The organism is Escherichia sp. 93.0816 (genome assembly GCF_013368855.2).
Classification (GTDB): domain Bacteria; phylum Pseudomonadota; class Gammaproteobacteria; order Enterobacterales; family Enterobacteriaceae; genus Escherichia; species Escherichia ruysiae.
On the sequence record NZ_JABWNC020000001.1, the window covers coordinates 374,918 to 399,391 of the forward strand.

Annotated in this window: 22 protein-coding genes and 1 pseudogene; 9 read left to right on the forward strand and 14 right to left on the reverse strand. The window is 49.6% G+C overall.

Annotation, left to right across the window (positions count from 1 at the left end):
• The 7 genes from ihfA (at position 1) to selO (ending at position 5,739) form a co-directional block, all read left to right on the forward strand.
• Positions 1-300, forward strand: a complete 300-nt coding sequence (ihfA, locus tag HEM79_RS01950) for an integration host factor subunit alpha (protein WP_001229265.1) — start codon at positions 1-3, stop codon at positions 298-300.
• A 100-nt stretch (positions 301-400) separates the two neighbouring features.
• Positions 401-1,381, forward strand: coding sequence for a vitamin B12 ABC transporter permease BtuC (gene btuC / locus HEM79_RS01955; protein ID WP_000956543.1), 981 nt, complete (start codon positions 401-403; stop codon positions 1,379-1,381).
• 62 nt (positions 1,382-1,443) lie between these two features.
• The gene (btuE, locus tag HEM79_RS01960; protein WP_001154179.1) at positions 1,444-1,995 is read left to right on the forward strand and encodes a bifunctional thioredoxin/glutathione peroxidase; all 552 of its coding nucleotides are present in this window, start codon (positions 1,444-1,446) and stop codon (positions 1,993-1,995) included.
• On the forward strand, positions 1,995-2,744 hold the full coding sequence (gene btuD, locus HEM79_RS01965) for a vitamin B12 ABC transporter ATP-binding protein BtuD (protein ID WP_000029455.1): 750 nt from the start codon (positions 1,995-1,997) through the stop codon (positions 2,742-2,744). The genes btuE and btuD overlap by 1 nt, the downstream gene beginning before the upstream one ends.
• Positions 2,745-2,821: 77 nt before the next feature.
• Entirely contained in the window at positions 2,822-3,286 is a 465-nt protein-coding gene (locus tag HEM79_RS01970; RefSeq protein WP_001209771.1) for a C40 family peptidase, read from the forward strand.
• A gap of 240 nt (positions 3,287-3,526) precedes the next feature.
• Positions 3,527-4,240, forward strand: a complete 714-nt coding sequence (locus tag HEM79_RS01975; protein WP_016158169.1) for an EAL domain-containing protein — start codon at positions 3,527-3,529, stop codon at positions 4,238-4,240.
• Positions 4,241-4,302: 62 nt separating this feature from the next.
• Positions 4,303-5,739, forward strand: a complete 1,437-nt coding sequence (gene selO, locus HEM79_RS01980; protein ID WP_176241142.1) for a protein adenylyltransferase SelO — start codon at positions 4,303-4,305, stop codon at positions 5,737-5,739.
• Positions 5,740-5,742: 3 nt separating this feature from the next.
• On the opposite strand, the gene hemP is transcribed toward selO, so the two are convergent.
• The 3 genes from hemP to ppsR all read right to left on the reverse strand — a co-directional run bounded on the left by hemP (position 5,743) and on the right by ppsR (position 8,102).
• Positions 5,743-5,934: a hemin uptake protein HemP gene (gene hemP, locus HEM79_RS01985; protein ID WP_010349995.1), complete on the reverse strand. Its 192-nt coding sequence runs from the start codon at positions 5,932-5,934 to the stop codon at positions 5,743-5,745.
• 131 nt (positions 5,935-6,065) lie between these two features.
• Positions 6,066-7,112, reverse strand: coding sequence for a 3-deoxy-7-phosphoheptulonate synthase AroH (gene aroH / locus HEM79_RS01990; protein ID WP_176241141.1), 1,047 nt, complete (start codon positions 7,110-7,112; stop codon positions 6,066-6,068).
• 156 nt (positions 7,113-7,268) lie between these two features.
• Positions 7,269-8,102, reverse strand: coding sequence for a posphoenolpyruvate synthetase regulatory kinase/phosphorylase PpsR (ppsR, locus tag HEM79_RS01995; RefSeq protein WP_000368056.1), 834 nt, complete (start codon positions 8,100-8,102; stop codon positions 7,269-7,271).
• A gap of 331 nt (positions 8,103-8,433) precedes the next feature.
• Here ppsR and ppsA point away from each other — a divergent pair, with 331 nt between their 5' ends.
• The gene (ppsA, locus tag HEM79_RS02000) at positions 8,434-10,812 is read left to right on the forward strand and encodes a phosphoenolpyruvate synthase (RefSeq protein ID WP_176241140.1); all 2,379 of its coding nucleotides are present in this window, start codon (positions 8,434-8,436) and stop codon (positions 10,810-10,812) included.
• A 55-nt stretch (positions 10,813-10,867) separates the two neighbouring features.
• Here ppsA and fadK read toward each other — a convergent pair whose 3' ends face one another.
• The 5 genes from fadK to HEM79_RS02025 are packed head-to-tail and all read right to left on the reverse strand — an operon-like array spanning position 10,868 to position 15,927.
• On the reverse strand, positions 10,868-12,514 hold the full coding sequence (gene fadK, locus HEM79_RS02005) for a medium-chain fatty-acid--CoA ligase (protein WP_176241139.1): 1,647 nt from the start codon (positions 12,512-12,514) through the stop codon (positions 10,868-10,870).
• A 56-nt stretch (positions 12,515-12,570) separates the two neighbouring features.
• Positions 12,571-12,864, reverse strand: a complete 294-nt coding sequence (locus HEM79_RS02010) for a ferredoxin family protein (protein WP_105286857.1) — start codon at positions 12,862-12,864, stop codon at positions 12,571-12,573.
• Positions 12,861-14,150 (reverse strand): FAD-dependent oxidoreductase, encoded by a 1,290-nt coding sequence (locus HEM79_RS02015; protein ID WP_176241138.1) that lies wholly within the window; start codon positions 14,148-14,150, stop codon positions 12,861-12,863. Before HEM79_RS02015 ends, HEM79_RS02010 begins: the two co-directional genes overlap by 4 nt.
• A gap of 54 nt (positions 14,151-14,204) precedes the next feature.
• A complete protein-coding gene (locus HEM79_RS02020; RefSeq protein WP_176241137.1) occupies positions 14,205-15,143 on the reverse strand; it encodes an electron transfer flavoprotein subunit alpha in 939 nt (312 codons plus the stop codon).
• Between the two features lie 19 nt (positions 15,144-15,162).
• Complete coding sequence (locus tag HEM79_RS02025; protein WP_176241136.1) at positions 15,163-15,927, reverse strand: electron transfer flavoprotein; 765 nt, start codon at positions 15,925-15,927, stop codon at positions 15,163-15,165.
• A gap of 315 nt (positions 15,928-16,242) precedes the next feature.
• Between HEM79_RS02025 and HEM79_RS02030 the strand changes: the two genes are divergently transcribed.
• Positions 16,243-17,154 (forward strand): AraC family transcriptional regulator, encoded by a 912-nt coding sequence (locus HEM79_RS02030; protein ID WP_000284823.1) that lies wholly within the window; start codon positions 16,243-16,245, stop codon positions 17,152-17,154.
• A 42-nt stretch (positions 17,155-17,196) separates the two neighbouring features.
• Here HEM79_RS02030 and HEM79_RS02035 read toward each other — a convergent pair whose 3' ends face one another.
• The 6 genes and pseudogenes from HEM79_RS02035 to HEM79_RS02060 form a co-directional block, all read right to left on the reverse strand.
• Positions 17,197-18,348, reverse strand: a complete 1,152-nt coding sequence (locus tag HEM79_RS02035) for an acyl-CoA dehydrogenase (RefSeq protein WP_000347850.1) — start codon at positions 18,346-18,348, stop codon at positions 17,197-17,199.
• Between the two features lie 13 nt (positions 18,349-18,361).
• A complete protein-coding gene (locus tag HEM79_RS02040) occupies positions 18,362-19,957 on the reverse strand; it encodes an acyl CoA:acetate/3-ketoacid CoA transferase (protein WP_176241135.1) in 1,596 nt (531 codons plus the stop codon).
• Positions 19,958-20,103: 146 nt separating this feature from the next.
• Positions 20,104-20,862, reverse strand: coding sequence for a type I 3-dehydroquinate dehydratase (gene aroD, locus HEM79_RS02045; protein WP_176241134.1), 759 nt, complete (start codon positions 20,860-20,862; stop codon positions 20,104-20,106).
• Between the two features lie 30 nt (positions 20,863-20,892).
• Positions 20,893-21,759, reverse strand: a complete 867-nt coding sequence (gene ydiB / locus HEM79_RS02050; RefSeq protein WP_176241133.1) for a quinate/shikimate dehydrogenase — start codon at positions 21,757-21,759, stop codon at positions 20,893-20,895.
• 11 nt (positions 21,760-21,770) lie between these two features.
• Positions 21,771-23,025, reverse strand: a pseudogene (locus HEM79_RS02055) (MFS transporter).
• Between the two features lie 226 nt (positions 23,026-23,251).
• The gene (locus HEM79_RS02060) at positions 23,252-24,466 is read right to left on the reverse strand and encodes an MFS transporter (protein WP_176241132.1); all 1,215 of its coding nucleotides are present in this window, start codon (positions 24,464-24,466) and stop codon (positions 23,252-23,254) included.
• Positions 24,467-24,474: the final 8 nt, after the last annotated feature.

Genomic DNA, 24,474 nt, shown 5'->3' on the forward strand with positions numbered 1-24,474 from the left:
ATGGCGCTTACAAAAGCTGAAATGTCAGAATATCTGTTTGATAAGCTTGGGCTTAGCAAGCGGGATGCCAAAGAACTGGTTGAACTGTTTTTCGAAGAGATCCGTCGCGCTCTGGAAAACGGCGAACAGGTGAAACTCTCTGGTTTTGGTAACTTCGATCTGCGTGATAAGAATCAACGCCCGGGACGTAACCCGAAAACGGGCGAAGATATTCCCATTACAGCACGGCGCGTGGTGACCTTCAGACCCGGACAGAAGTTAAAGAGCCGTGTCGAAAACGCTTCGCCCAAAGACGAGTAATCTGATCTAACTAAAAAGGCCGCTCTGCGGCCTTTTTTCTTTTCACTCCCGGCGAGTCACCGTAAAATCAACAGCATTACTCTGCAGCTGAACGGATACCATGCTGACACTTGCCCGCCAACAACAGCGACAAAATGTACGCTGGTTATTTAGCCTGTCAGTATTAATGCTGCTGGCGCTTCTTTTAAGCCTCTGTGCTGGTGAACAATGGATCTCGCCAACTGACTGGTTTACCCCCCGAGGCGAGCTTTTTGTCTGGCAAATACGTCTTCCACGCACGCTGGCTGTATTGCTGGTTGGTGCGGCGCTGGCATTATCCGGCGCAGTAATGCAGGCGTTATTTGAAAACCCGCTTGCAGAACCCGGGTTACTCGGCGTTTCTAATGGCGCTGGTGTAGGGCTTATTGCTGCTGTATTGCTGGGGCACGGGCAATTACCTGAATGGGCGCTGGGGCTTTGTGCCATTGCTGGTGCACTCATTATCACTTTAATTCTCCTGCGTTTTGCCCGCCGTCATCTTTCGACCAGCCGATTATTGCTGGCGGGAGTTGCATTAGGGATTATCTGTAGCGCATTAATGACGTGGGCCATCTACTTTTCCACATCGGTTGATTTGCGCCAGTTAATGTACTGGATGATGGGCGGCTTTGGCGGTGTTGACTGGCGGCAAAGCTGGCTGATGGTGGCGTTGATCCCGGTATTGTTGTGGATTTGCTGTCAGTCCAGACCGATGAATATGTTAGCTCTTGGCGAGGTCTCGGCGCGACAGCTGGGGTTGCCTCTTTGGTTCTGGCGCAATGTGCTGGTAGCAGCGACCGGCTGGATGGTCGGCGTCAGTGTGGCGCTTGCTGGTGCTATTGGATTTATTGGTCTGGTGATCCCGCATATTCTGCGGCTGTGCGGGTTAACCGATCACCGTGTTTTACTTCCTGGCTGTGCTCTGGCAGGCGCTACGGCATTACTACTCGCCGATATCGTCGCTCGTCTGGCACTGGTTTCCGCCGAGCTGCCAATTGGTGTAGTCACCGCTACGTTGGGCGCACCGGTGTTTATCTGGCTATTGTTAAAAGCAGGACGTTAGCCGTAAAAAGAAGGTCTATGATTAAAAGCTAAGATTTTTACTGACCACATCCAGGAGACACGATGCAAGATTCCATTCTGACGACCGTAGTGAAGGATATCGACGGTGAAGTGACCACGCTGGAGAAATATGCCGGTAATGTACTGTTGATTGTCAATGTTGCCTCAAAGTGTGGCTTAACGCCGCAATATGAGCAGCTGGAGAATATTCAGAAAGCCTGGGCCGATCGTGGTTTTGTCGTGCTGGGATTTCCGTGCAACCAATTTCTTGAGCAAGAGCCGGGTAGCGATGAAGAGATTAAAACCTACTGCACCACCACCTGGGGCGTGACGTTCCCGATGTTCAGTAAGATTGAGGTTAACGGCGAAGGTCGCCATCCGCTGTATCAAAAATTAATTGCCGCAGCGCCGACCGCAGTCGCGCCGGAAGAAAGCGGATTCTATGCGCGCATGGCCAGTAAGGGACGTGCACCACTGTATCCTGATGATATTTTATGGAATTTTGAGAAATTCCTGGTAGGCAGGGACGGCAAGGTCATCCAGCGTTTTTCCCCGGATATGACGCCGGAAGATCCCATTGTAATGGAAAGTATTAAACTGGCGTTGGCAAAATAATGTCTATTGTGATGCAGTTACAGGATGTTGCGGAATCAACCCGCCTGGGGCCGCTTTCGGGTGAAGTTCGGGCAGGGGAGATCCTGCATCTGGTGGGGCCGAACGGCGCGGGTAAGAGTACCTTGCTGGCGCGAATGGCCGGAATGACCAGCGGTAAGGGAAGCATTCAGTTCGCGGGGCAACCACTGGAAGCATGGTCCGCAACAAAACTCGCGCTGCATCGCGCCTATCTTTCGCAACAACAAACGCCGCCATTTGCTATGCCGGTCTGGCATTACCTGACCCTGCATCAGCATGATAAAACGCGTAGCGATCTGCTAAATGATGTCGCCGGGGCGCTGGCTCTTGATGACAAGCTCGGACGTAGCACCAATCAACTTTCCGGCGGGGAGTGGCAACGGGTACGCCTTGCGGCAGTGGTGCTGCAAATCACCCCGCAAGCCAATCCTGTGGGGCAATTGCTGCTTCTCGATGAACCCATGAACAGCCTTGACGTTGCCCAACAAAGTGCTTTAGACAAAATTCTGAGCGCGCTGTGCCAGCAAGGACTGGCGATTGTGATGAGCAGTCACGATCTTAATCACACATTGCGTCACGCGCATCGTGCGTGGCTGCTAAAAGGTGGGAAATTGCTGGCCAGTGGGCGTCGGGAGGAAGTTCTGACACCGCCGAATCTGGCGCAGGCCTATGGGATGAATTTCCGCCGTCTGGACATTGAAGGTCACAGAATGCTGATTTCGACTGCCTGATAACAATAGCATCTTGAAAATCGGGTAATTTCGACGCTAAATTAATGCAAGAATAAAAAACAGAGGATTCGTACGGAATGCGTTTCTGCCTTATTTTAATCACAGCACTGTTTCTGGCCGGGTGTAGCCATCATAAAGCGCCGCCACCAAACGCCAGACTTTCTGATTCTATTACCGTGATTGCCGGTTTGAACGATCAACTACAAAGCTGGCATGGCACACCTTATCGTTATGGTGGTATGAGTCGTCGCGGGGTTGACTGCTCAGGCTTTGTGGTCGTAACGATGCGCGATCGTTTCGATTTGCAGTTGCCGCGTGAAACAAAGCAACAGGCCTCTATTGGTACTCAAATTGATAAAGACGAGTTGCTGCCAGGCGATCTGGTTTTCTTCAAAACCGGCTCTGGGCAAAATGGTTTACATGTGGGTATTTATGATACCAATAACCAATTTATTCACGCCTCTACCAGCAAAGGGGTGATGCGTTCTTCCCTTGATAATGTTTACTGGCAGAAAAATTTCTGGCAAGCGAGACGAATCTAGCATGTCGAAAAGGACGGTGATGTATCATCGTCCTTTTACTTCTGAATACCGTAGTATTTTTCAGACAAAAATTCCGTAAATGGAATATTCGTTTATAATTAGAATAATCTAAAAAAGGACCCATGAAAAAGTGGTTAACAAGGAACAAATGAAAGTTATCCTTTCTGTTTTTTTTATGTTTTATGGTCTCATCCTTTTTAGCCGGATTTGTAAAAATATTTCTGGAGAAGGGCGATTACCATGAAGATTTTACTGGATAATGTTTATCATTCTGATTGCTATTTCCTGCCGATAAGAGATAGCCGGCAAAATCTTGTTGGGGTTGAATTAATAACCCATTTCTCCAGTGAAGACGGTATGGTTCGCATCCCGACCACGCGGGTTATGGCGCAGCTTTCCGAGGAACAGCATTGGCAGCTATTTGCCGAGCAGCTAGAATTACTTAAATCATGCCAACATTTTTTTATTCAACACAAATTTTTCGCATGGATTAATTTGACGCCACAAGTAGCAAGATTATTATTAGGTGCTAATAATTACGCAGACCAACTATTAAAATTCCCTTTCATTGAATTGCGGATTAATGAAAATTATCCACAACTTAATGAAGGAAAAGACAATTGTAATCTCTTGCGCTTATCACAAATTTCTCCGTTGGTGTTGGGGAATTTAGGTGCGGGCAACAGCAACATGAAAGCAATATTTGATGGTCTTTTCACTCGAGTTATGTTGGATAAAGGCTTTGTTAAGCAACAAATAGCTAATACATCCTTCGCGCCATTTATTCGTGCTATTCATACGCAAATTTCGCCTTGTTGCAGCTATATCATTGCGGCAGGTATCGATACCTCAGAAATGTTGGCGCGAATCACACCGTATGGTTTTCATGCCCTACAAGGATGCTTATGGCCTGCTGTTCCCGTCAGTCAGGTAACAACGCTGGTTCAGCGATAACCCTTTTGTTTGCTGGTGTTTAAGATGAGGGTAACCGTCTACACTATCAGACAGGAGGATCTATGACCCTGTCTTTTATTACCCGTTGGCGCGATGAATTGCCAGCAACCTATACAGCACTTTCCCCCACGCCTTTAAATAATGCCCGGCTGATTTGGCATAATGCTGAACTGGCTAACACGCTGGGTATCCCATCGTCGTTGTTTGAACGTGGTGCTGGCGTCTGGGGGGGAGAAACATTACTGCCTGGCATGTCGCCACTGGCGCAGGTCTACAGCGGTCATCAGTTTGGCGTCTGGGCGGGCCAGTTGGGTGACGGGCGAGGCATTCTTCTCGGTGAGCAACAACTTGCCGATGGCACAACAATGGACTGGCATCTGAAAGGTGCGGGGCTGACGCCTTATTCGCGCATGGGGGATGGAAGGGCGGTATTACGCTCGACAATCCGCGAAAGTCTCGCCAGTGAGGCGATGCATTACCTGGGCATTCCGACGACGCGCGTTTTAAGCATTGTTACCAGCGATACGCCAGTTTACCGGGAAACGGTAGAATCAGGCGCGATGTTAATGCGCGTGGCACAAAGCCATCTGCGATTCGGTCATTTCGAACATTTTTACTATCGCCGCGAGCCAGAAAAGGTTCGCCAGTTGGCTGACTTCGCCATCCGACATTACTGGCCACATCTTGAGGATGATGAGGATAAATACCGTCTCTGGTTTACCGATGTTGTCGCACGTACCGCGTCGTTAATTGCTCACTGGCAGACAGTCGGTTTTGCTCATGGTGTTATGAACACTGACAACATGTCGATTCTCGGACTGACCCTCGATTACGGGCCGTTCGGCTTCCTCGATGATTACGAGCCTGGTTTTATCTGTAATCACTCTGACCATCAGGGGCGTTATAGTTTTGATAATCAGCCTGCCGTCGCGTTGTGGAATTTACAGCGTCTGGCACAGACATTGTCGCCATTTATTGCTGTGGATGCGCTCAATGCGGCGCTGGATAGCTATCAACAGGTTTTGATGACACATTATGGGCAACGAATGCGGCAGAAACTGGGCTTTGTGACGGAACAAAAAGAAGATAACGCGCTGCTGAATGAATTATTCAGTTTGATGGCGCGAGAGCGCAGCGACTATACCCGTACATTCCGCATCCTTAGCCTGGTTGAACAGCGCAGTCCGGCATCGCCACTGCGTGATGAGTTTATTGATCGTGCGGCATTTGATGACTGGTTTGCCCGTTATCGGGCGCGTTTGCAGCAAGATAACGTCACCGACAGCGAACGTCAGCAAATTATGCAAAGCGTCAATCCGGCGCTGGTGTTGCGCAACTGGCTGGCACAACGAGCCATTGAGGCGGCAGAAAAGGGCGATATGACGGAATTACACCGCCTGCATGAGGCGTTGCGAAATCCTTTCAGCGACAGAGATGATGATTATGTCAGCCGTCCACCGGACTGGGGCAAACGGCTGGAAGTCAGCTGCTCAAGTTAAACGCTACTTTGTCAGCAGCAGTTTGCCAGCCTGGGTTTTACGGAGCAAATATTCTTGTCCGTCATGATCAATGATCAGTTTGCCATCCGGACCTAACAGTGTCTGGCTGGCAATGCGTCGAACAGGCTGCGGGGAAGAGGCCTTCTGACTTGCATCCGTTTTAGGCGTGAGTCTGCTGCTATCCGTATAGCTCATAAAAACTAATAATAATTGATATAACAATGATTCTTATTATCAATACAATCTTGCACCAGAGCAAGTAATAATTCATTGATAAGACAAGCTATTGAGCAGAAATGCCCATTCCAGACGGAACGGGCATGTATTCAGAAGCGGGTATCCACCGCAGAGGCGAGTTTTTCGACCAGGTGTTCGGTATCTTCCCAGCCTAAACACGGATCGGTAATTGACTGACCGTAAGTGAGCGGCTGACCACCGACGATTTTTTGCGTTCCTTCGCGCAGGAAACTTTCCGCCATAATTCCGGCAATCGCGGTAGAGCCATTGCGGATTTGCTGGCAAATATCCTCACAAACCTCTAACTGGCGACGATGCTGCTTCTGGCAATTGCCGTGGCTGAAATCCACTACCAGATGTTCAGGTAAATCAAACTCGTGCAGCGTATCGCAGGCGGCGGCGATATCATCGGCATGGTAATTCGGCTTTTTGCCGCCGCGCATAATAATGTGACCATACGGGTTGCCGCTGGTCTGATAGATGGTCATCTGACCGTTTTTGTCTGGTGAGAGGAACATATGGCTGGCGCGCGCCGCGCGAATCGCGTCCACGGCAATACGCGTGTTGCCATCAGTACCATTTTTAAAGCCTACCGGGCATGAGAGCGCGGAAGCCATTTCGCGGTGGATCTGGCTTTCGGTAGTGCGTGCGCCAATCGCGCCCCAGCTAATTAAGTCAGCAATAAACTGACCGGTCACCATATCGAGAAACTCGGTCGCGGTGGGAACGCCCAGCTCATTTACCTGCAACAGTAACTTACGCGCCAGTTCGAGGCCGTAATTTACCCGATAGCTGCCGTTTAAATCCGGATCGGAAATTAATCCTTTCCAGCCGACAACGGTTCGTGGTTTTTCAAAATAGGTGCGCATTACGATTTCCAGCCGTGACTGGTACTGGTTGCGCAGCGCCTGCAGACGGGTGGCGTACTCCATTGCAGCGGTGAGATCGTGGATCGAGCAGGGGCCAATAATGACCAACAGTCGCTTGTCTTCACCATTCAGTATTTTTTCAATTCTGCGGCGGGAATCGGTGACATGGCTGGCGACGCCAGGCGTTACGGGATACCGTAGCGCGAGTTCGGCGGGCGTTACCAGACTCTCGATACGCGCAGTACGGAGTTCGTCAGTTCTGTTCATTACAAGTCTCAGAAATTTGTTGCTTCAACGGCAGGACTACCGGGAAGTGATGCGCATCACGATAAACCAATCCCTGCTGATTTCAAGTGCGAGGCAGGTTACGCCTCGCTCAATTGACGGCATAATAACAAAAAAGCGAACTCTTATACTAGTTTTCTAGTACATTCTCCGGCTAAGACCCATGATATCGAGGATCTTGGTGGCAATCTCTTCTACCGAATAATTGGTACTGTTGATCCACGGGATCTGATTTTTACGGTACAACGCTTCTACTTCCGCGACTTCCATCCGGCACTGACGAAGCGAGGCATAGCGACTGTTTTCCCGACGCTCTTCGCGAATAGCCGCCAGACGTTCCGGGTCGATGGTCAGCCCGAACAGTTTATGCTGTAGCGGTTTAAGGGACGCGGGCAGCACCAGATTATCCATGTCATCGGCAATAAAGGGGTAGTTTGCCGCGCGGATACCAAACTGCATCGCCAGATACAGACTGGTGGGAGTTTTACCGCAACGAGAAACGCCGAGCAGGATCACCTGTGCCTGATCCAGATTGCGCAACGAAATGCCATCATCATGAGCGAGGGTGTAGTCAATCGCCGCAATGCGCGCATCATATTTATTGAGATTGTTGGGATTCAGGCCGTGGGTACGGTGAGCAATCGGCGTCGGGTCCAGTTTCATCTCTTGTTGTAGCGGGGCAACCAGCGCCTGAACGATATCCTGGCAAAAGCCTTCACTTTGCAAGATGATGGCGCGGATCTCCGGTAACACGATGGAGTAGAAGACCAGCGGGCGCACACCTGTTTGCTGATAAATCGCGTCTATTTGGTCTTTCACCGCCCGCGCCCGGCTCTCATTTTCGACAAACGGCAGCGTAATGCTGCTGATAGTAACGGGAAATTGCGACATTACTGCGTGTCCTAATACCTCCGCAGTTATTGCCGTACCATCAGAAATATAAAAAACGTGGCGATCAACAGCATTATCCATTTTGTTCTTCCCGTGATGCAGACATAATTCTATGAAAGCATAAATTAAAAACGTACAGAAGCGTAGAACGTTATGCCTGGTTTATAAAATGAACCTTCAATTTTATTTTTTATGAAAACAGCATTTCATTTTCCGGTTTCGTTTATACCGATGGTTTATGTGGGAATTATCGAAGATAACAGATTTGCGCAACGCTGGGATCAGTCTTAAAAAGTAAAAAAATATATTTGCTTGAACGATTCACCGTTTTTTTCATCTGGTTAAATATGCAAAGATAAATGCGCAGAAATGTGTTTCTCAAACCGTTCATTTATCACAAAAGGATTGTTCGATGTCCAACAATGGCTCGTCACCGCTGGTGCTTTGGTATAACCAACTCGGCATGAATGATGTAGACAGGGTTGGGGGCAAAAATGCCTCCCTGGGTGAAATGATTACTAACCTTTCCGGAATGGGCGTTTCCGTTCCGAATGGTTTCGCCACCACCGCCGATGCGTTTAACCAGTTTCTGGATCAAAGCGGCGTAAACCAGCGCATTTATGAACTGCTGGATAAAACGGATATTGACGATGTTACTCAGCTTGCGAAAGCAGGCGCGCAAATCCGCCAGTGGATTATCGACACTCCCTTCCAGCCTGAGCTGGAAAATGCCATCCGCGAAGCCTATGCACAGCTTTCCGCCGATGACGAAAACGCCTCTTTTGCGGTGCGTTCCTCCGCCACCGCAGAAGACATGCCGGACGCCTCCTTTGCCGGTCAGCAGGAAACCTTCCTCAACGTTCAGGGTTTTGACGCCGTCCTCGTGGCAGTGAAGCATGTCTTTGCTTCTCTGTTTAACGATCGCGCCATCTCTTATCGCGTTCACCAGGGTTACGATCACCGTGGCGTGGCGCTCTCCGCCGGTGTTCAGCGGATGGTGCGTTCCGACCTCGCGTCCTCTGGCGTGATGTTCTCCATTGATACCGAATCCGGTTTCGACCAGGTGGTGTTTATCACTTCCGCATGGGGCCTCGGTGAGATGGTTGTGCAGGGCGCGGTTAACCCGGATGAGTTTTACGTGCATAAACCGACGCTGGCGGCGAATCGCCCGGCTATCGTGCGCCGTACCATGGGGTCGAAAAAAATCCGCATGGTCTACGCGCCGACTCAGGAGCACGGCAAGCAGGTTAAAATTGAAGACGTACCACAGGAACAACGTGACATCTTCTCGCTGACCAACGAAGAAGTGCAGGAACTGGCAAAACAGGCCGTACAAATTGAGAAACACTACGGTCGTCCGATGGACATTGAGTGGGCAAAAGACGGTCACACCGGCAAACTGTTTATTGTGCAGGCACGTCCGGAAACCGTGCGTTCACGCGGCCAGGTCACGGAACGTTATACGCTGCATTCACAGGGCAAGATTATCGCCGAAGGCCGTGCTATCGGTCATCGCATTGGCGCGGGGCCGGTGAAAGTCATTCATGACATCAGCGAAATGAACCGCATCGAACCTGGTGACGTGCTGGTCACTGACATGACCGACCCGGACTGGGAACCGATCATGAAGAAAGCATCTGCCATCGTCACCAACCGTGGCGGTCGTACCTGTCACGCGGCGATCATCGCCCGTGAACTGGGCATTCCGGCGGTAGTGGGCTGTGGTGATGCAACAGAACGGATGAAAGACGGTGAGAACGTCACTGTTTCTTGTGCCGAAGGTGATACCGGTTACGTCTATGCGGAGTTGCTGGAATTTAGCGTGAAAAGCTCCAGCGTAGAAACGATGCCGGAGCTGCCGTTGAAAGTGATGATGAACGTCGGTAACCCGGACCGTGCTTTCGACTTCGCCTGCCTGCCGAACGAAGGCGTGGGCCTTGCGCGTCTGGAATTTATCATCAACCGTATGATTGGCGTCCACCCACGCGCACTGCTTGAGTTTGACGATCAGGAACCGCAGTTGCAAAACGAAATCCGCGAGATGATGAAAGGTTTTGATTCTCCGCGTGAATTTTACGTTGGCCGTCTGACTGAAGGGATCGCGACGCTGGGCGCTGCGTTTTATCCGAAGCGCGTCATTGTCCGTCTCTCTGATTTTAAATCCAACGAATACGCCAACCTGGTCGGTGGCGAGCGTTACGAGCCGCATGAAGAGAATCCAATGCTGGGCTTCCGTGGCGCCGGTCGCTACGTTTCTGATAGCTTCCGCGACTGCTTCGCGCTGGAGTGTGAAGCGGTGAAACGTGTGCGCAACGACATGGGGTTAACCAACGTTGAGATCATGATCCCGTTCGTGCGTACCGTTGACCAGGCGAAAGCGGTGGTTGAAGAACTGGCGCGTCAGGGGCTGAAACGTGGTGAGAACGGGCTGAAGATCATCATGATGTGTGAAATTCCGTCCAACGCCTTGCTGGCAGAACAGTTCCTCGAATATTTCGACGGTTTCTCTATCGGCTCAAACGACATGACGCAGCTGGCGCTCGGTCTGGACCGCGACTCCGGCGTGGTGTCTGAACTGTTTGATGAGCGCAACGATGCCGTGAAAGCACTGTTGTCGATGGCGATCCGTGCCGCGAAGAAACAGGGCAAATACGTCGGGATTTGCGGTCAGGGGCCGTCTGACCACGAAGACTTTGCCGCATGGTTGATGGAAGAGGGGATCGATAGCCTGTCTCTGAACCCGGACACTGTGGTGCAAACCTGGTTAAGTCTGGCTGAACTGAAGAAATAAAATATAACCCCGGCGACAATATGTCGCCGGGGTTAGCTATTTGCGGAAACGGGTCTTATTCAGTAATTCCGCAATAACCCTCGGTTAATCGCTGAATAATATCTTTTCTGAGCAAAAATTTTTGTATTTTACCGGATGCAGTGCGGGGTAACTTTTCAGTTATCACAATATGTTCAGGGTATTTATATTTCGCTACCCGTTTACGACTAAAAAATGCCACCACATCTTCCAGCGATAATGAATGATGTGGCGATTTTAATACAATATAAGCACACGAGCGTTCGCCTAAGCGTTCATCGGGCATCGCAACTACGCAGGCATCATGAATTTTGGGATGCTGTAACAATATATCCTCCACTTCACGGCTGCTAATATTTTCTCCGCCACGGACAATAATATCTTTCTTGCGTCCGGTTATTTTTATATAACCCGCCTCATCCATACAACAGAGATCGCCACTGTAATACCAGCCTTCATCATCCAGCGCACGGGCGGTTAATTCAGGTTCATCCAGATAGCCCATAAACACATTGGGGCCGCGCGAGGCCTCTTCACCTTCACAACCGGCCGGTAAGGTCTTGCGTGCGTCATCGACGACTTTGATTTCCACGCCAGCGGCAGCGTAACCATCGGTATGCATAAAGCGCGACAACGGATCGTCGAGATTCACCACCGCGTGCGGCGAGCTTTCTGTGGAGCCATAAACACTTAACAATTTAATGCCGCGTTGTTGGCATTCTCGCGCCACTTTTTTGGGGATCGTGGTGCCACCGCAAAGAAAGAAACGCAGCGCAGAAAGATCTGCGGGCTGTTTCTCCAGTAAATTCAAAAGGTCATAGACAAACGGCGTTGCGCCGAGCATACAGGTGCAACGTTGTTGCTCAAGCAACGAGAGACAGGTTTCAGGGGTGAAAATATCTAACAATACGCTCCGTGCGCCTACCAAAAACGGCGCCGTTACGCCATGCAGAAAACCTGTCGCATGACCCAGCGGTGCCGGCATCATAAAAACATCCAGCCAGGTCAGATTCAGCCGCGCACAATATGCCCGCTCGCTGGCGAGAATATTATTATGTGTCAGCATCACGCCCTTTGGCATACCTTCAGTTCCGGAGGTAAACAGCACCGCCGCTAATTCATCGCCGTGAACCGATATCGCCGTCGTCAGCGGGGTATTATCGGTAATAATCTGGCTTAACGAGAGAGACGATGTGGCGGGAGCCAGCTTGTCCACGCCGACAATTTGTTGCAGATGTGGAAGCTGATTTTGCAGCGGCAGGATTAAATCTACCGGACGCGTTTGTTTAAACAACGTTGGGGCAAAAAACATTTTGGCCTGGCACTTATTGAGCACCCACACCAGTTCCGCTTCTCGCCAGGAAGGCAACAACGGCACGGAAACTGCGCCGGTTTTCAGGCAGGCGAGATAGATAACGGTAAATTCACACCAGCCGGGCAGTTGAAATGCGACGCGATCGCCGGCTTCAATACCGTTCGCCAGCATCCAGTTTGCCAGACAGCTCGCGGCCTGATCGAGCGCGCTATAGGTGTACGATGCGCCATGATTATCGACCACGGCTATTTTGTCAGGCATCGCACGAGCGGTCTGCTGCCAGTAATCGGCCAGCGAAGCATCACCCCATAACCCTTGCTGCCGATAGGCTGCACGACGCTGCGCGTTAAACGTTAATGTCACTTTCATTTTGGACTCTCGAAACAAAACGTCAGGCCCGATGTGCGGGCCTGTGGGATGCGTGATTAACCGTAGCGGAAATCAATACCGAAAGTGCCAGCAGGGTATTGCCATTGTTCGAGGATAGTGTTGCCGCAAAGCACCCGACAGGTTCCGCATTCGAGACAACCGGCAGAATCAAAATGAATATTTCCCGCCTCATCCTGTTTATAAAGTCCGGCCGGGCAGGCTTTCATTAATTTACGAAATTCATTGATATCAGGGTTTGCCGCCAGAATGATGTGCGGATGTCCCTCATCAACATGGAATTTATTGACGCCTAATTTGACGTCAACATTAACCGTAGCATTCTGGCTCATAGTGCGGTTGCTCCCTTAATGCCATCTTTGAGCAAGTTGATCAGCCCGATTTTCTTCGCATGTCCCATGATCATCTTGCGCACCGGCTGGTTAGGTTTGCCGTCGATGGTGAACATATCGTTCATGATGCCGGCGACCATGCGCGGGTATTGGCTAAACAGGCGCGGGTTTTCCATCAGCGCCGGGATTTTGCGAAAATGCTGCATATCGCGCATGACGCAACTCTGTTCCAGCTCACGTTTGTATTGCGCCAGACTGCTGGTGGAGAAATCCGCGCGTTCTTTGGCGGCAATCACCGTTGTGGCAGCAGCCTGTGCCGACGCGATGGCTAAATCCATTCCGCGAACCGTAAAGCCCAGATTGAGGCAGAAACCGGCGGCGTCACCGACGATCATCACACCATCATTAACCAGTTGCGGCACCATCGCCAGACCACCTTCCGGCACCATATGCGCGGAATATTCAAGCAGTTTGCCACCGCTAATCAGCGGGCGTATGGCGGGGTGCTGTTTAAAATCTTCCAGCATTTGCGGCACGCTTTTTTGCGCATGGGCGATATCACCCAATCCGCAGACCAGACCCAACGATACGGAGTCGCGATTGGTATAAAGGAATCCGCCGCCCATTAATCCGTCAGAAGGAGAACCGGCAAACAGCCAGGCGGCGCCTTCATCGCCGGTGACGTTAAAGCGATCGTTGATTTGTTCTGGTGTGAGGCCAATGACCTCTTTTACACCAACAGCGTAATGATGCGGATCGGAGGCGGGAACCATTCCCAGCGAACGACCAAGTATTGAGTTAACGCCATCAGCCAGAATCACCACATTCGCTTCGAGAATATCATCCCCGGCCTGGACGCCAGTGACCTTGTTTCCTTCACGAACCAGCGCATCGACGCGAACGCCCGGGATAAACTGCGCACCCGCCTGTTCTGCTTGTTCCATCAGCCACGGATCGAGGCGGTTGCGCAATACGGTATAAGACGCTTGCTGCGGGGCATCCGGTTGCTCACGGTGAAAATCGAGGGTAACGGCGCTCTCTTCGGTTAAGAAGGAGATTTTCTCGCGTGTAACCTTGCGTTCAACCGGTGCAGATACAGCAAAGCCGGGAATGATCGCTTCAAGCGTGTGGGCATAAAGACGCCCGCCAGTCATGTTTTTACATCCGGCGCTGTCGCCGCGTTCTATCACCAGAACATCCAGTCCGGCTCGCGCCATCACCAGTGCGGCAACGCTACCGGCGACACCCGCACCGACCACAATGGCATCAAATTTGTCATCCGACATGCGTTATGCTCCCTTCCCGCTGCGTTAGCAGCGGGAGATGTGGTTGAAAAGGAATTAGCGATTCAAATGGTTAATCAGGGCAGGGACGACGTTGTAGATATCGCCCACCAGACCGTAGTCGGCATAGTTAAAGATTGGCGCGTTTTTATCTTTATTGATGGCGACAATCACTTTTGCGCCGTTACCGCCAACCATATGCTGGATCTGCCCGGAAATCCCCAGCGTCAGGTAGAGATCGGATTTCAGCAACACGCCGGAGACGCCGATATAACGTTCACGTTCCATCCAGTTCTCGCCTTCGGCAATCGGGCGTGAGCAGCCGACTTCAGCATTCAGCGCCGCCGCCAGTTCGTGAACCATTTTCAGATCATCCTGAGCCGCCAGACCACGCCCGACGCCGACCACGCGTTTCGCTTTACTCAGATCGACACTGCTTGCCGCTTTAGCGCGGCGTTCGCGACAGAGAATTTCATGACGCGGGGCAACGTAAGGCACCGTTTCAATCGGGCATTGATGAGAAGCATTGCTCGTGCACGGTTCCTGAACACCGGGTGCAAGGGTAATTATCGCCAGTGGGCTGGTGATTTTTTCCTGAGCGAACGCTAACCCGCCATACATACGGTGCTCGGCGCAAATGTCGCCATCGACAATATCCACCGCCGTGGCATCGTTCACCAGCGCCGCATTCAGTTGCACACTTAACCGTGCTGCCAGAGCTTTACCGCGTTTCGTCGCGGCCATCAGCAACATAGCGGGGTGTTTATCTTTAAGCAGGGCAGCAATGCTTTCAGCGTAATTTTCAGTGCGTTGCAGCGCAGCGTTTTGCTCAAGAACATAAATACATTTTGGGCCATAAGGCATAACCGCCTGCGCCTGGTCGGCATTTTGCACAATGGCATACACCTGTTGCCCCCATTGCTGCGCACCGCCAAACAGTTCAGCATAACGATCAGGGTTATCGCTAAAGACCCAGACGCTGTTTAATTGACTCATCGTTTCTTCTCCGTTGGCTTTAGTTCAGGGCTTTCTTCAGGTATTCCGCCAGCTTGGCAATCGCTTCCGGCGAATCGTTATCGAGAATGATGTGTTTACGTTCTGTTTGCGGCGGTACGCGAATGCCGGTCAGTTCAGCAAGTGGCGCGCTCTGGCTCCAGCCGATATCACTTGCCTGCCACTGGTTCACCGGTTTTTTGCCCGCACCGAGAATGGCTTTCATGGAGGGGATACGTGGAGCGTTGATATCAGACGTGACGCAAAGTACGGCGGGAAGCGAGAGTTCAATAACTTCAACTTCCTCTTCGAGAGTGCGTTCAACCACCAGTGTATTGCCCTGACGCGCAATGGCACTCACTGCATTAATCACCGGAAGTTGCAAGATTTCCCCTACCAGCAGACCGACCTGCTGGGCATAGAGATCGCCGGAACCTTCACCAAAGAGCAGTAAATCAAAGCCGATTTTTTCTGCTGCGGTTGCCAGCGCCTTTGCGGTATCGACGGGCAGCGCGTGTTCAAGTTGGGCATCCTGCACCATATAAAGACTATGTGGCCCGCGTGATAACACGTCTTTGCGCACCTTCGAGTTCTGCAATAACGAACCGCCAACCGTCAGTGCGGCTATCTCATCATCGTCTGTCGCAAGCTGGCTTGCGGCTTCAATAGCATTGAGATCGAACTGGCTGATTTTGGCGTCGGCATTGTCGAAATTAAGGGTGTATTCGGGAGTGACAACAATGTCCTGTTCTTCAGGCACCAGCTTAAAGCAGGTTATTATTTTCATGATTTCTCCTGTGGGTCGCATACGGAACCATCTCCGATGGAAGGTAAAAATGGCCTGAAAATAGTGTGCGATAGCGGTGCGGGGTTTTCGACGGAGCAAGCTGTTTTCCTTGCCAACAATCTTGCAAAAAAAATGCGATCGCTAAAACAAAAGTGCAGTTAGCGGCAATATTGTTATGCCATGACCGTACAATCTTGCATTCGGTTTAAATAATCTTGTTTAGCTCTCGCTAAACGCGGTTGTATAACCGCAATACACGCCGTATTTTATCCGGCATATATTGCTTTTGCTTGCTCATGGAATAGGGAGGTTGTCATGTATCAACGCTGTTTTGATAATGCCAGCGAAACGCTGTTTGTCTCTGGAAAAACGCCACGGCTTTCACGTTTTGCATTTAGCGATGATCCCAAATGGGAGTCTGGACATCACGTTCATGACAATGAAACTGAGCTGATTTATGTCAAGAAAGGGGTGGCAAGGTTTACCATTGACTCCTCGTTATATGTAGCCCATGCCGATGACATTGTGGTGATAGAACGCGGCAGACTTCATGCGGTGGCTTCTGATGTCAACGATCCAGCAACGACCTGTACCTGTGCGCTGTACGGTTTTCAGTTTCAGGGGGCAGAGGAAAACCAGCTTCTGCAACCACATTCATGTCCGGTAATTGCCGCAGGGCAGGGAAAAGAGGTCATTAAAACCTTATTTAATGAGCTAAGCGTGATTTTGCCGCAAAGTAAAAATAGTCAGATATCTTCGTTATGGGACGCATTTGCCTATACATTAGCAATTCTTTACTACGAAAATTTTAAAAATGCGTATCGTTCAGAACAGGGGTATATTAAAAAAGATGTTCTGATAAAAGATATTCTCTTCTACCTGAATAATAACTATCGCGAAAAAATCACCCTGGAACAGTTATCGAAAAAGTTTCGTGCCAGCGTCAGCTATATTTGTCATGAGTTTACTAAAGAATATCGAATTTCCCCTATTAATTATGTTATTCAACGGCGTATGACGGAAGCGAAATGGTCACTCACCAATACTGAATTATCACAGGCAGAGATCTCCTGGCGTGTGGGTTATGAAAATGTCGATCACTTCGCCAAACTGTTTTTGCGCCATGTCGGCTGTTCGCCCAGTGATTACCGCAGGCAATTTAAAAACTGTTTTGCGGAACAAGAAACCTTTTCTGAATTTCCTCAACCCGTAAGTCTTGCCGGATAAATCTGGCGGCGCAGTTTTGCAAGAAGCTGCGCCGCCTGCAGATTATTTGTTCTGATAATCTTTCAGGATCTGCCGACCTGCCACGTAAATCATAATTTCGTCTGTACCGCCGCCGATACGTTCACAGCGGACATCACGCCAGAAGCGGGAAACGCGCGCTTCATCGGTATAGCCCAGACCGCCCATGATTTGAATCGCATCATCAATGACTTCCATCGCGGTACGTGCGCAGTACAGTTTTGCCAGCGCCGCGCTGGTGCGCAGTGACTGATGCTGGTCAGCTTGCCATGCCACTTTCAGCACCATGTTGCGCATGTTGTCGATCTTAATCGCCATCAGCGCCAGTTTTTCCTGGATCATCTGGTTATGCCCAATCGGCTTACCAAAAGCGATACGCTGGTTGGCATAGCGGGCTGCATCTTCGAAGGCACATTCGGCAAAGCCGGTGCTGCGCGCGGCGTTGATCAGGCGCTCCATCTCAAAGTTGTACATCACATTGAGGAAGCCCATTCCTTCTTCGCCCACCATGTCGCTCTCTTCAACCTCTACGTTGTCGAGATAAACTTCGCAGGTGCTGAGCATATGCCAGCCGATTTTATGCAGTGGGTTGATCTTAATACCTGGCTTACTGGAGTCGACCCACCACAGGGTAAAGGCTTTTTTGGGATCTTTCGGTTGCGGATCGCGCGCCAGCACCAGCATGTACGGATACTCTTTCGCGCCGGTAATAAAGGTTTTCTGTCCGTTGATATAAACCTTGCCATTTTTACGCGTGTAAGTGGTGGTGGCGCTGTTGTTGTCTGAGCCAGCGCCAGGTTCCGTCAACGCCAGGGCATAGGCGGGATCACCCGTTTCCAGGGTGCTTTCTGCCGTTTTACGTAGCTGCTCTGCAGAACCGAAGCGGCGCATACTGTGAATACACTGACCGTTGGTAATCAAAAATGCCGGAGCACCGCATTTTGACACTTCCATCAGCGCCAGCATCTGGGTGACGTAATCCGCAGGGATACCGCCAAATTCTTCCGGCACGCCAAGCATGGAAATACCGTTATCCGCCAGCGCCCGCATAAACTCGCGCGGATATGTACCGTTTTGATCGCAGGTGCGGAAATACTCTTCCGGAAAGTTAGTCGTAATCAGTTCGCGAATACTGGCCAGCAGCAGTTCTTGTTCTTCAGTTAAAGAAAAATCCATCATTATACTCCTGTTAATGAGCCGCTTCAGACAGGACAAAACCCATCGCCGCATCGATAAATAGTCTTTCGTCCATTAGTTTGAGTTCTGGCGAAATAACCGGTTTGAAATCCATTTTGTCGAGAATATCTTTTTGTAAATCGATACCGGGAGCGATTTCGATTAAATGCAGACCGTCTTCTTTCAGCGTGAATACGGCGCGTTCAGTGATATAACGAACATCCAGCCCCCGTTCGAGAGCAATTTTTCCACTAAACGTGATTTCCGGTAGTTCACGGATAAATTTCTTCACCCGTCCTTCCAGAACGATATTTAATTTACCGTCGGAAATTTCTGTTTTTAAACTGCCTGCGGTTAACGTGCCACAGAAAATAATTTTCTTCGAGGTGGCGCTGATATCAATAAATCCACCGGTGCCCATGATTTTGCCATTGAATTTATGTACGCCGACGTTACCGTGCTGGTCGACTTCGGCAAAACTCAAATAACAAACATCCAGACCACCGCCGTGGTAAAAATCGAACTGGGACGTCATATCCAGAATGGCGCGGGTATTAACATTTGCGCCAAAGGCGATACCTTGCGAGGTAATACCGCCAATTGGCCCCGTTTCCACCGTCAGAATAAAATCATCGGCACATCCTTCTTCTCGGGCGACCAGGCCAATGCCATCGGCAATGCCGACACCGACATTTCCCACCGCACCTTTGCGCATTTCAAATAATGCGCGCCGCGCAACTAATTTACGTTGGTTTAGGGGCAGGCTAAGTTTGGCGCTGTCATCCAGGGTGAAGTCACCAGAAATAAAACGATTAACTGGTGCGCCGCCATACAACTGGGTTTGATCCGGATCGACAACGACAATATCTACCAGGTAGCCCGGAATGCGTACTGCCTTCGGATGCAGCGTGGCTTTCTTAACCATTTTCTGCACCTGCATCATTACGATACCGCCGTTATTGTGCACCGCCTGAGCAATGACCAGCGCGTCGAGATACATCACTTCATCTTCAAAGGTGGCATAGCCTTCGCTGTCGCAGGTGGTGGCGCGAATAAAGGCGATATCCGGCGCAATCGCTTTGTAATAGAGATATTCTTTATTATCAAACTCGACCAGTTTAATCAGGTCTTCTTTGGTTACTTCATTCAGTTTGCCGCCTTGTTGGCGAGGGTCGACGAATGTACCAATACCAATATCACTAATAATACCTGGCTGGTGAGCAGCGGCGGCGCGTAAGGTTTGTGTAAGTACGCCTTGTGGATAGTTATAAGCAATAATTTTATTTTGTTCTGCGAGATCTGAAATACGCGGCGATTGTCCCCAGTGACCGCATAATGCCCATTTCACCAGGCCTTCTTGCGCCAGCGGACTAATACCACGGTCGGCGCGATCGCCAAGCCCCGTAGGGCTAATAATTGATAAATTGCGTGGCGTTTGAGTCTGTTTATATTTATCAGCAAGAGCAGTAATTAATGTGGTGGCTTCCAGAATACCGCCGCCAGCGCCTAATACACAAAGCGTTGCTTCGTCGGGAATATAATTCACTGCTTCCTGTGCCGACAGGACCGGCACTCGTCCATTAATACGAGGTGGTTTTACAGGTTTCATTATTTTTTCCTGATTCAGGTGTGAATTTCCCTGCGCCAGCCAGAAAAAATAGCGCGCAGGTATCCACGGAATATTTTTATTAAATACTCTTAAAACACTTGTTTTTATTTCGGCGGGTGAGGGTGTTCCCGCCGGAATGTTATTGATTATGCCTGATGCAAAATAGTTAATACTGTGCGCAAATCATTCACTGATATTTGCCCAGGGGCAGAGGCTTTTTTTACTGCGCCAAAGGTTGCCGCCGAACCGAAAACTTCACCCGCCAGACGGGAAATTACGCCAGTTTTTGCCATCGACATGGTAATGATTGGACGATCGGCATACTGTTCCTGCATCTCCAGGGTCGCGGCAAGTAACGTCAGCACATCGCTGGTGCTTTGTGGCATCAGCGCAATTTTGGGAATATCGGCGTCGAAGGATTGCATTTTGCGCAGACGGGCGATGATTTCTTCGGCCTCCGGTGTTTTATGAAAGTCATGGTTGGACATGACAACTTTCACATCATGCGCATGGGCGTAGGCGACGGTTTCTTTAACCTGATCATCGCCGGTAAATAACTCCAGATCGATCATATCGACCAGACCGCTGTCGATGGCTGCGCGATTGAGTGCAATATAAGCCTCGGTGGAAATCGCCTGCTCGCCGCCTTCTTTGGCACTGCGGAAGGTAAACAGCAGTGGTTTTTCCGGCATTACCTCGCGGATAGCTTTTGCCGCTGCCATGACCGACTCTACGCAGGAGAGGTCGGCAAAGTGGTCCACGCGCCACTCCAGAATATCAAAGTCTGCTTCACGATAGACGAGAGCTTCAGACTTCACGCTGGCGGTATCTTTTGCCATCAGCGAGACGATGATTTTTGGTGCGCCCGTGCCAATGACGAGATCTTTTACAGTTACGGTTTTCATTTCTTACCCTTTCTGCACGCGGTCAGCCTGTCAGGCGCCGAACCCCATGACCTGTTTAACATATTCCAGAGGGAAATCTTTGCCAGTCCATAACGCGAACTGTTCAGCCCCTTGCCACAACAACATGCCGTATCCATCAATCGTTTTGCAACCCGCTTGTTGCGCCTGCTGCAATAACTTCGTCATATGCGGGTTATATACGCATTCAGTGACCAGAAGTCCTGGATGTAACAAGCTGATATCATTAACTAATGATTCATTCTCAAGGGGTTTCATACCCACTTTGGTGCCGTTGGTTAAAATGTCAGCAGAAGCCAGCGCCTCGGCAAAGGCCTGTTGATCGGCGAGATCCGTAACTGTGACGACGCAATCGGTGTTTTCGTTGACCCGTTGCGCGAAGGCGAGGGCTTTATCAAAAAACTCATCCCGACGGTTAAAGAGTTTAATTTCTTTTAACCCTTCAATCGCCCCCTGCGCGCCAATCGCCGTTGAGGCGCCACCGGCACCTAACAGCACCATCGTTTTGCCTTTGATATCAAAACCGCTCTCTTTAATGGCGCGAATATGGCCTGTGCCGTCGGTGTTATAACCGCGCAGGTAGCCGTTATCATTAACGATGGTATTGATGGCGCCCACCAGTTTCGCCGCAGGCGTTAATTCATCAACATATTCACACGCCAGTTGTTTGTTCGGCATCGACACACCGGTGCCGCGCATTTTGAGGGCTTTTAATCCTTCAATTGCTCCGGCAAAGCTATCGTTATCCACCTCAAAGGCCATATAGGTAAATGGTAATCCTGCTTTTTCTAAGGCTTTATTTTGCATTTCAGGCGATAAACTGTGGCGGATAGGATAGGCCATCAGCCCAATCAATTCGTATTTAGCGGTAACATCCATAATTAACTCCTTTAACCTCTGTGCCTAATTGTGTTTAAAATAACGTTCACCTAACCGGATATCATTTTGGGGAATAATGAATACGCGGTAATAGCGAATGAAAACAATAATCGCGGTAATCAGAGCCAGCAGCGCGAAAGTAAAATCGAGAACGATGATATATTGCAGGCCGATATTTGACAGATAACCGGTAATCAGAGGAATAACAAAGTTTGCCAGACCTCCCATCATCATATAAATACTGGTAACTTTGGCTTTGCTTTTGGGGAAAAACTCCGACATGACCGAAACGCCGAGTTGTAAAATGCCGCCAGCCGCTGAGAAACCGATAACAAAGGCTCCGGCATTACACACTAGCGGAGAAGGGTAGAGATAGATAATAGCAGCAGTTACCGTTGCCAGTGCAGAGTTAAATACGTTAGCCCAGATGGGGCGTACTATTTTTTTCAGTAGCGCGGCAAATATAAAGACACAGACCAGCGAACCCATACTGTAATAAGAGATGGTTTTTAATGCCTCGGCTTCCGACATACCGGCAAATGCCATTGCATATTTGGGCATCCACACCACAATCACATAAAAGGTCGAGAATGCGGCGACACCGAACAGTACCGATGAAACACCTTCCAGCCAGACTAACGGTTTACTGTTCATTTGCGGTAATTCATTAGCAACGCTGGCATCCACTAATTGGCTGGGGAATTTGCTTTTCAACAGCATTAGCGTGATCAGTACAAACAGGATGCCCGGAATAATCAGCCCATAGCCGTACCAGATGTTATTCAGCAGCATATAACTCACCAGCATTGGATAGAACATTTGCCCGAATGACACCATTGCTTTAACCAGTATTACCGCCGACCCGGAGGCTTTCGGAAAGCATTCCATTAACGCCGGGTAACCACCGGTATCCAGCGCCGAGTTAGCGATACCTACGCACACTGCCAGACAGTAAGCGAGAGTTAAATTCGGGCAAGCGGGAATACCAAAGAAGAACAGCAGATACATGGCGACTGCCATTAATATTACCGCTCGCCGACCAAATTTGTCGGAGATCACACCGAAGAATAAAATACTGATCAGACGACCCAGACCAATACCGGAAATTAAATAAGCAATACCAGCATTATCAGTCGAAAATTTTTCTGCCAGAGATGACATGTTCTGTGCAAGTGTAATAACACTAATGCCGTGCAGAAAATAGCTGAAGTAAATACAAAGAACAGCCAGGATAAATGGCGTGCTGAAAGCCTTATTTTGAGACATTTTCACAGCTCCTTGCTGAAAGATAATTTTGTTACCGTACGTATTGTTCTTCGACGGTTTTCATAATCACTATACTGAAGATGATTTTCCCCGGATACATGGCATAAAGTTTATGTTTCCAGGTATATTGCATGAGATAGTTTGTTTTGGATCGTGATTTTCCTTAATTAGCGCAGAAAGATTAATTTATCCGTAAGATCTTGCATGTCCTGAAAAGAATATTGCATTAACCATCCGTAGCGACATTTTCTTTTAGCGATGGATGTTGTGTTTCCTTGTGGCTGCGTAAGCCAATAAACAGCGCCAGTAAAAATCCGACGGCAGCGATGGCGGTATCGAACCACATAATATCGGCAATACTTCTTTGTGATAGATGAGCCGTAATCAACGGAATGGTAAAGGTTGCAATACTTCCCGCACTGTAATAAATCCCGGTTGCTTTACCTTTAGCGTAGGGAAAACGTTCAGCCATTAACGTCAGGCCAATTTGTACAACGCCTCCAGCGGAGGTAAAACCAATAACGAAAGCGAATGTTATTACCACATAAAATATGGGATACAGGCAAACGGTGAGCAGGGCAATAAATGAGATAAAAGTGTACAGCATCAACAATGTTGTCGGGTGAATCGCTTTACGAATGAGCGGTGCACTAATAAATACGCAAAGCAGCGATCCCACAGTGTAGATGCTGAGTAATTTGATCGACATTGTGTATGACATGCCAGCGACAAATTGCCCGTATTGTGCCAGCCACTGGCTGACCAGATAAAACGTTGCCATTGATATATAGCCATATAAGGTATAACTGGCTAAATCGATTATTGAGCAGCGATGCCCCGCAGAAGTGGTTGCTTTTTTTACGGCAGGTAAGCGACGACCCGGATGCGGTGGAAAGGTACAGCGGTATAAAAACAGACCGTTAATAATCATAATGCCTGCGGCAATCATAAAAGACCAACCAAACCACAGTTCGGCCCACACTAACAGGCTGATGATTAGCGGCAATAAAAATTGTCCGCTGGAAACAAAGGCTTTAATTAAAATATTGGCTGTACCCGGCGAATGAGGAAAGGCTTCCATCAGGCTGGGATAAGTGCCTGCATCGAGAAAACTGTTTGCCATTCCGGCCAGAAAGCCAAAAACATAAGCGATAATGATGTTATTAGTGTGCAGGATGCCAAAAAAGAAGGCGATATAGCAGCACATACCGAGAATGATAAACGGTCGTCGACCGAAGCGATCGGATAATAAGCCAGAAAGAAACAGGACGCTTAATCGACCAATGCCTAATGATGAGATAACAATCGAGACACCTGCCGCACTGGTATGCCAAAGCGTCTCCAGCGAGGTCATATTCAGAGTCATCAAAATGACGCCCATACCATGTACCAGGTAATTGAAATACAACCCCAGCGCGGTAGGGAGATAGGGACTTTTCATAAGATCCA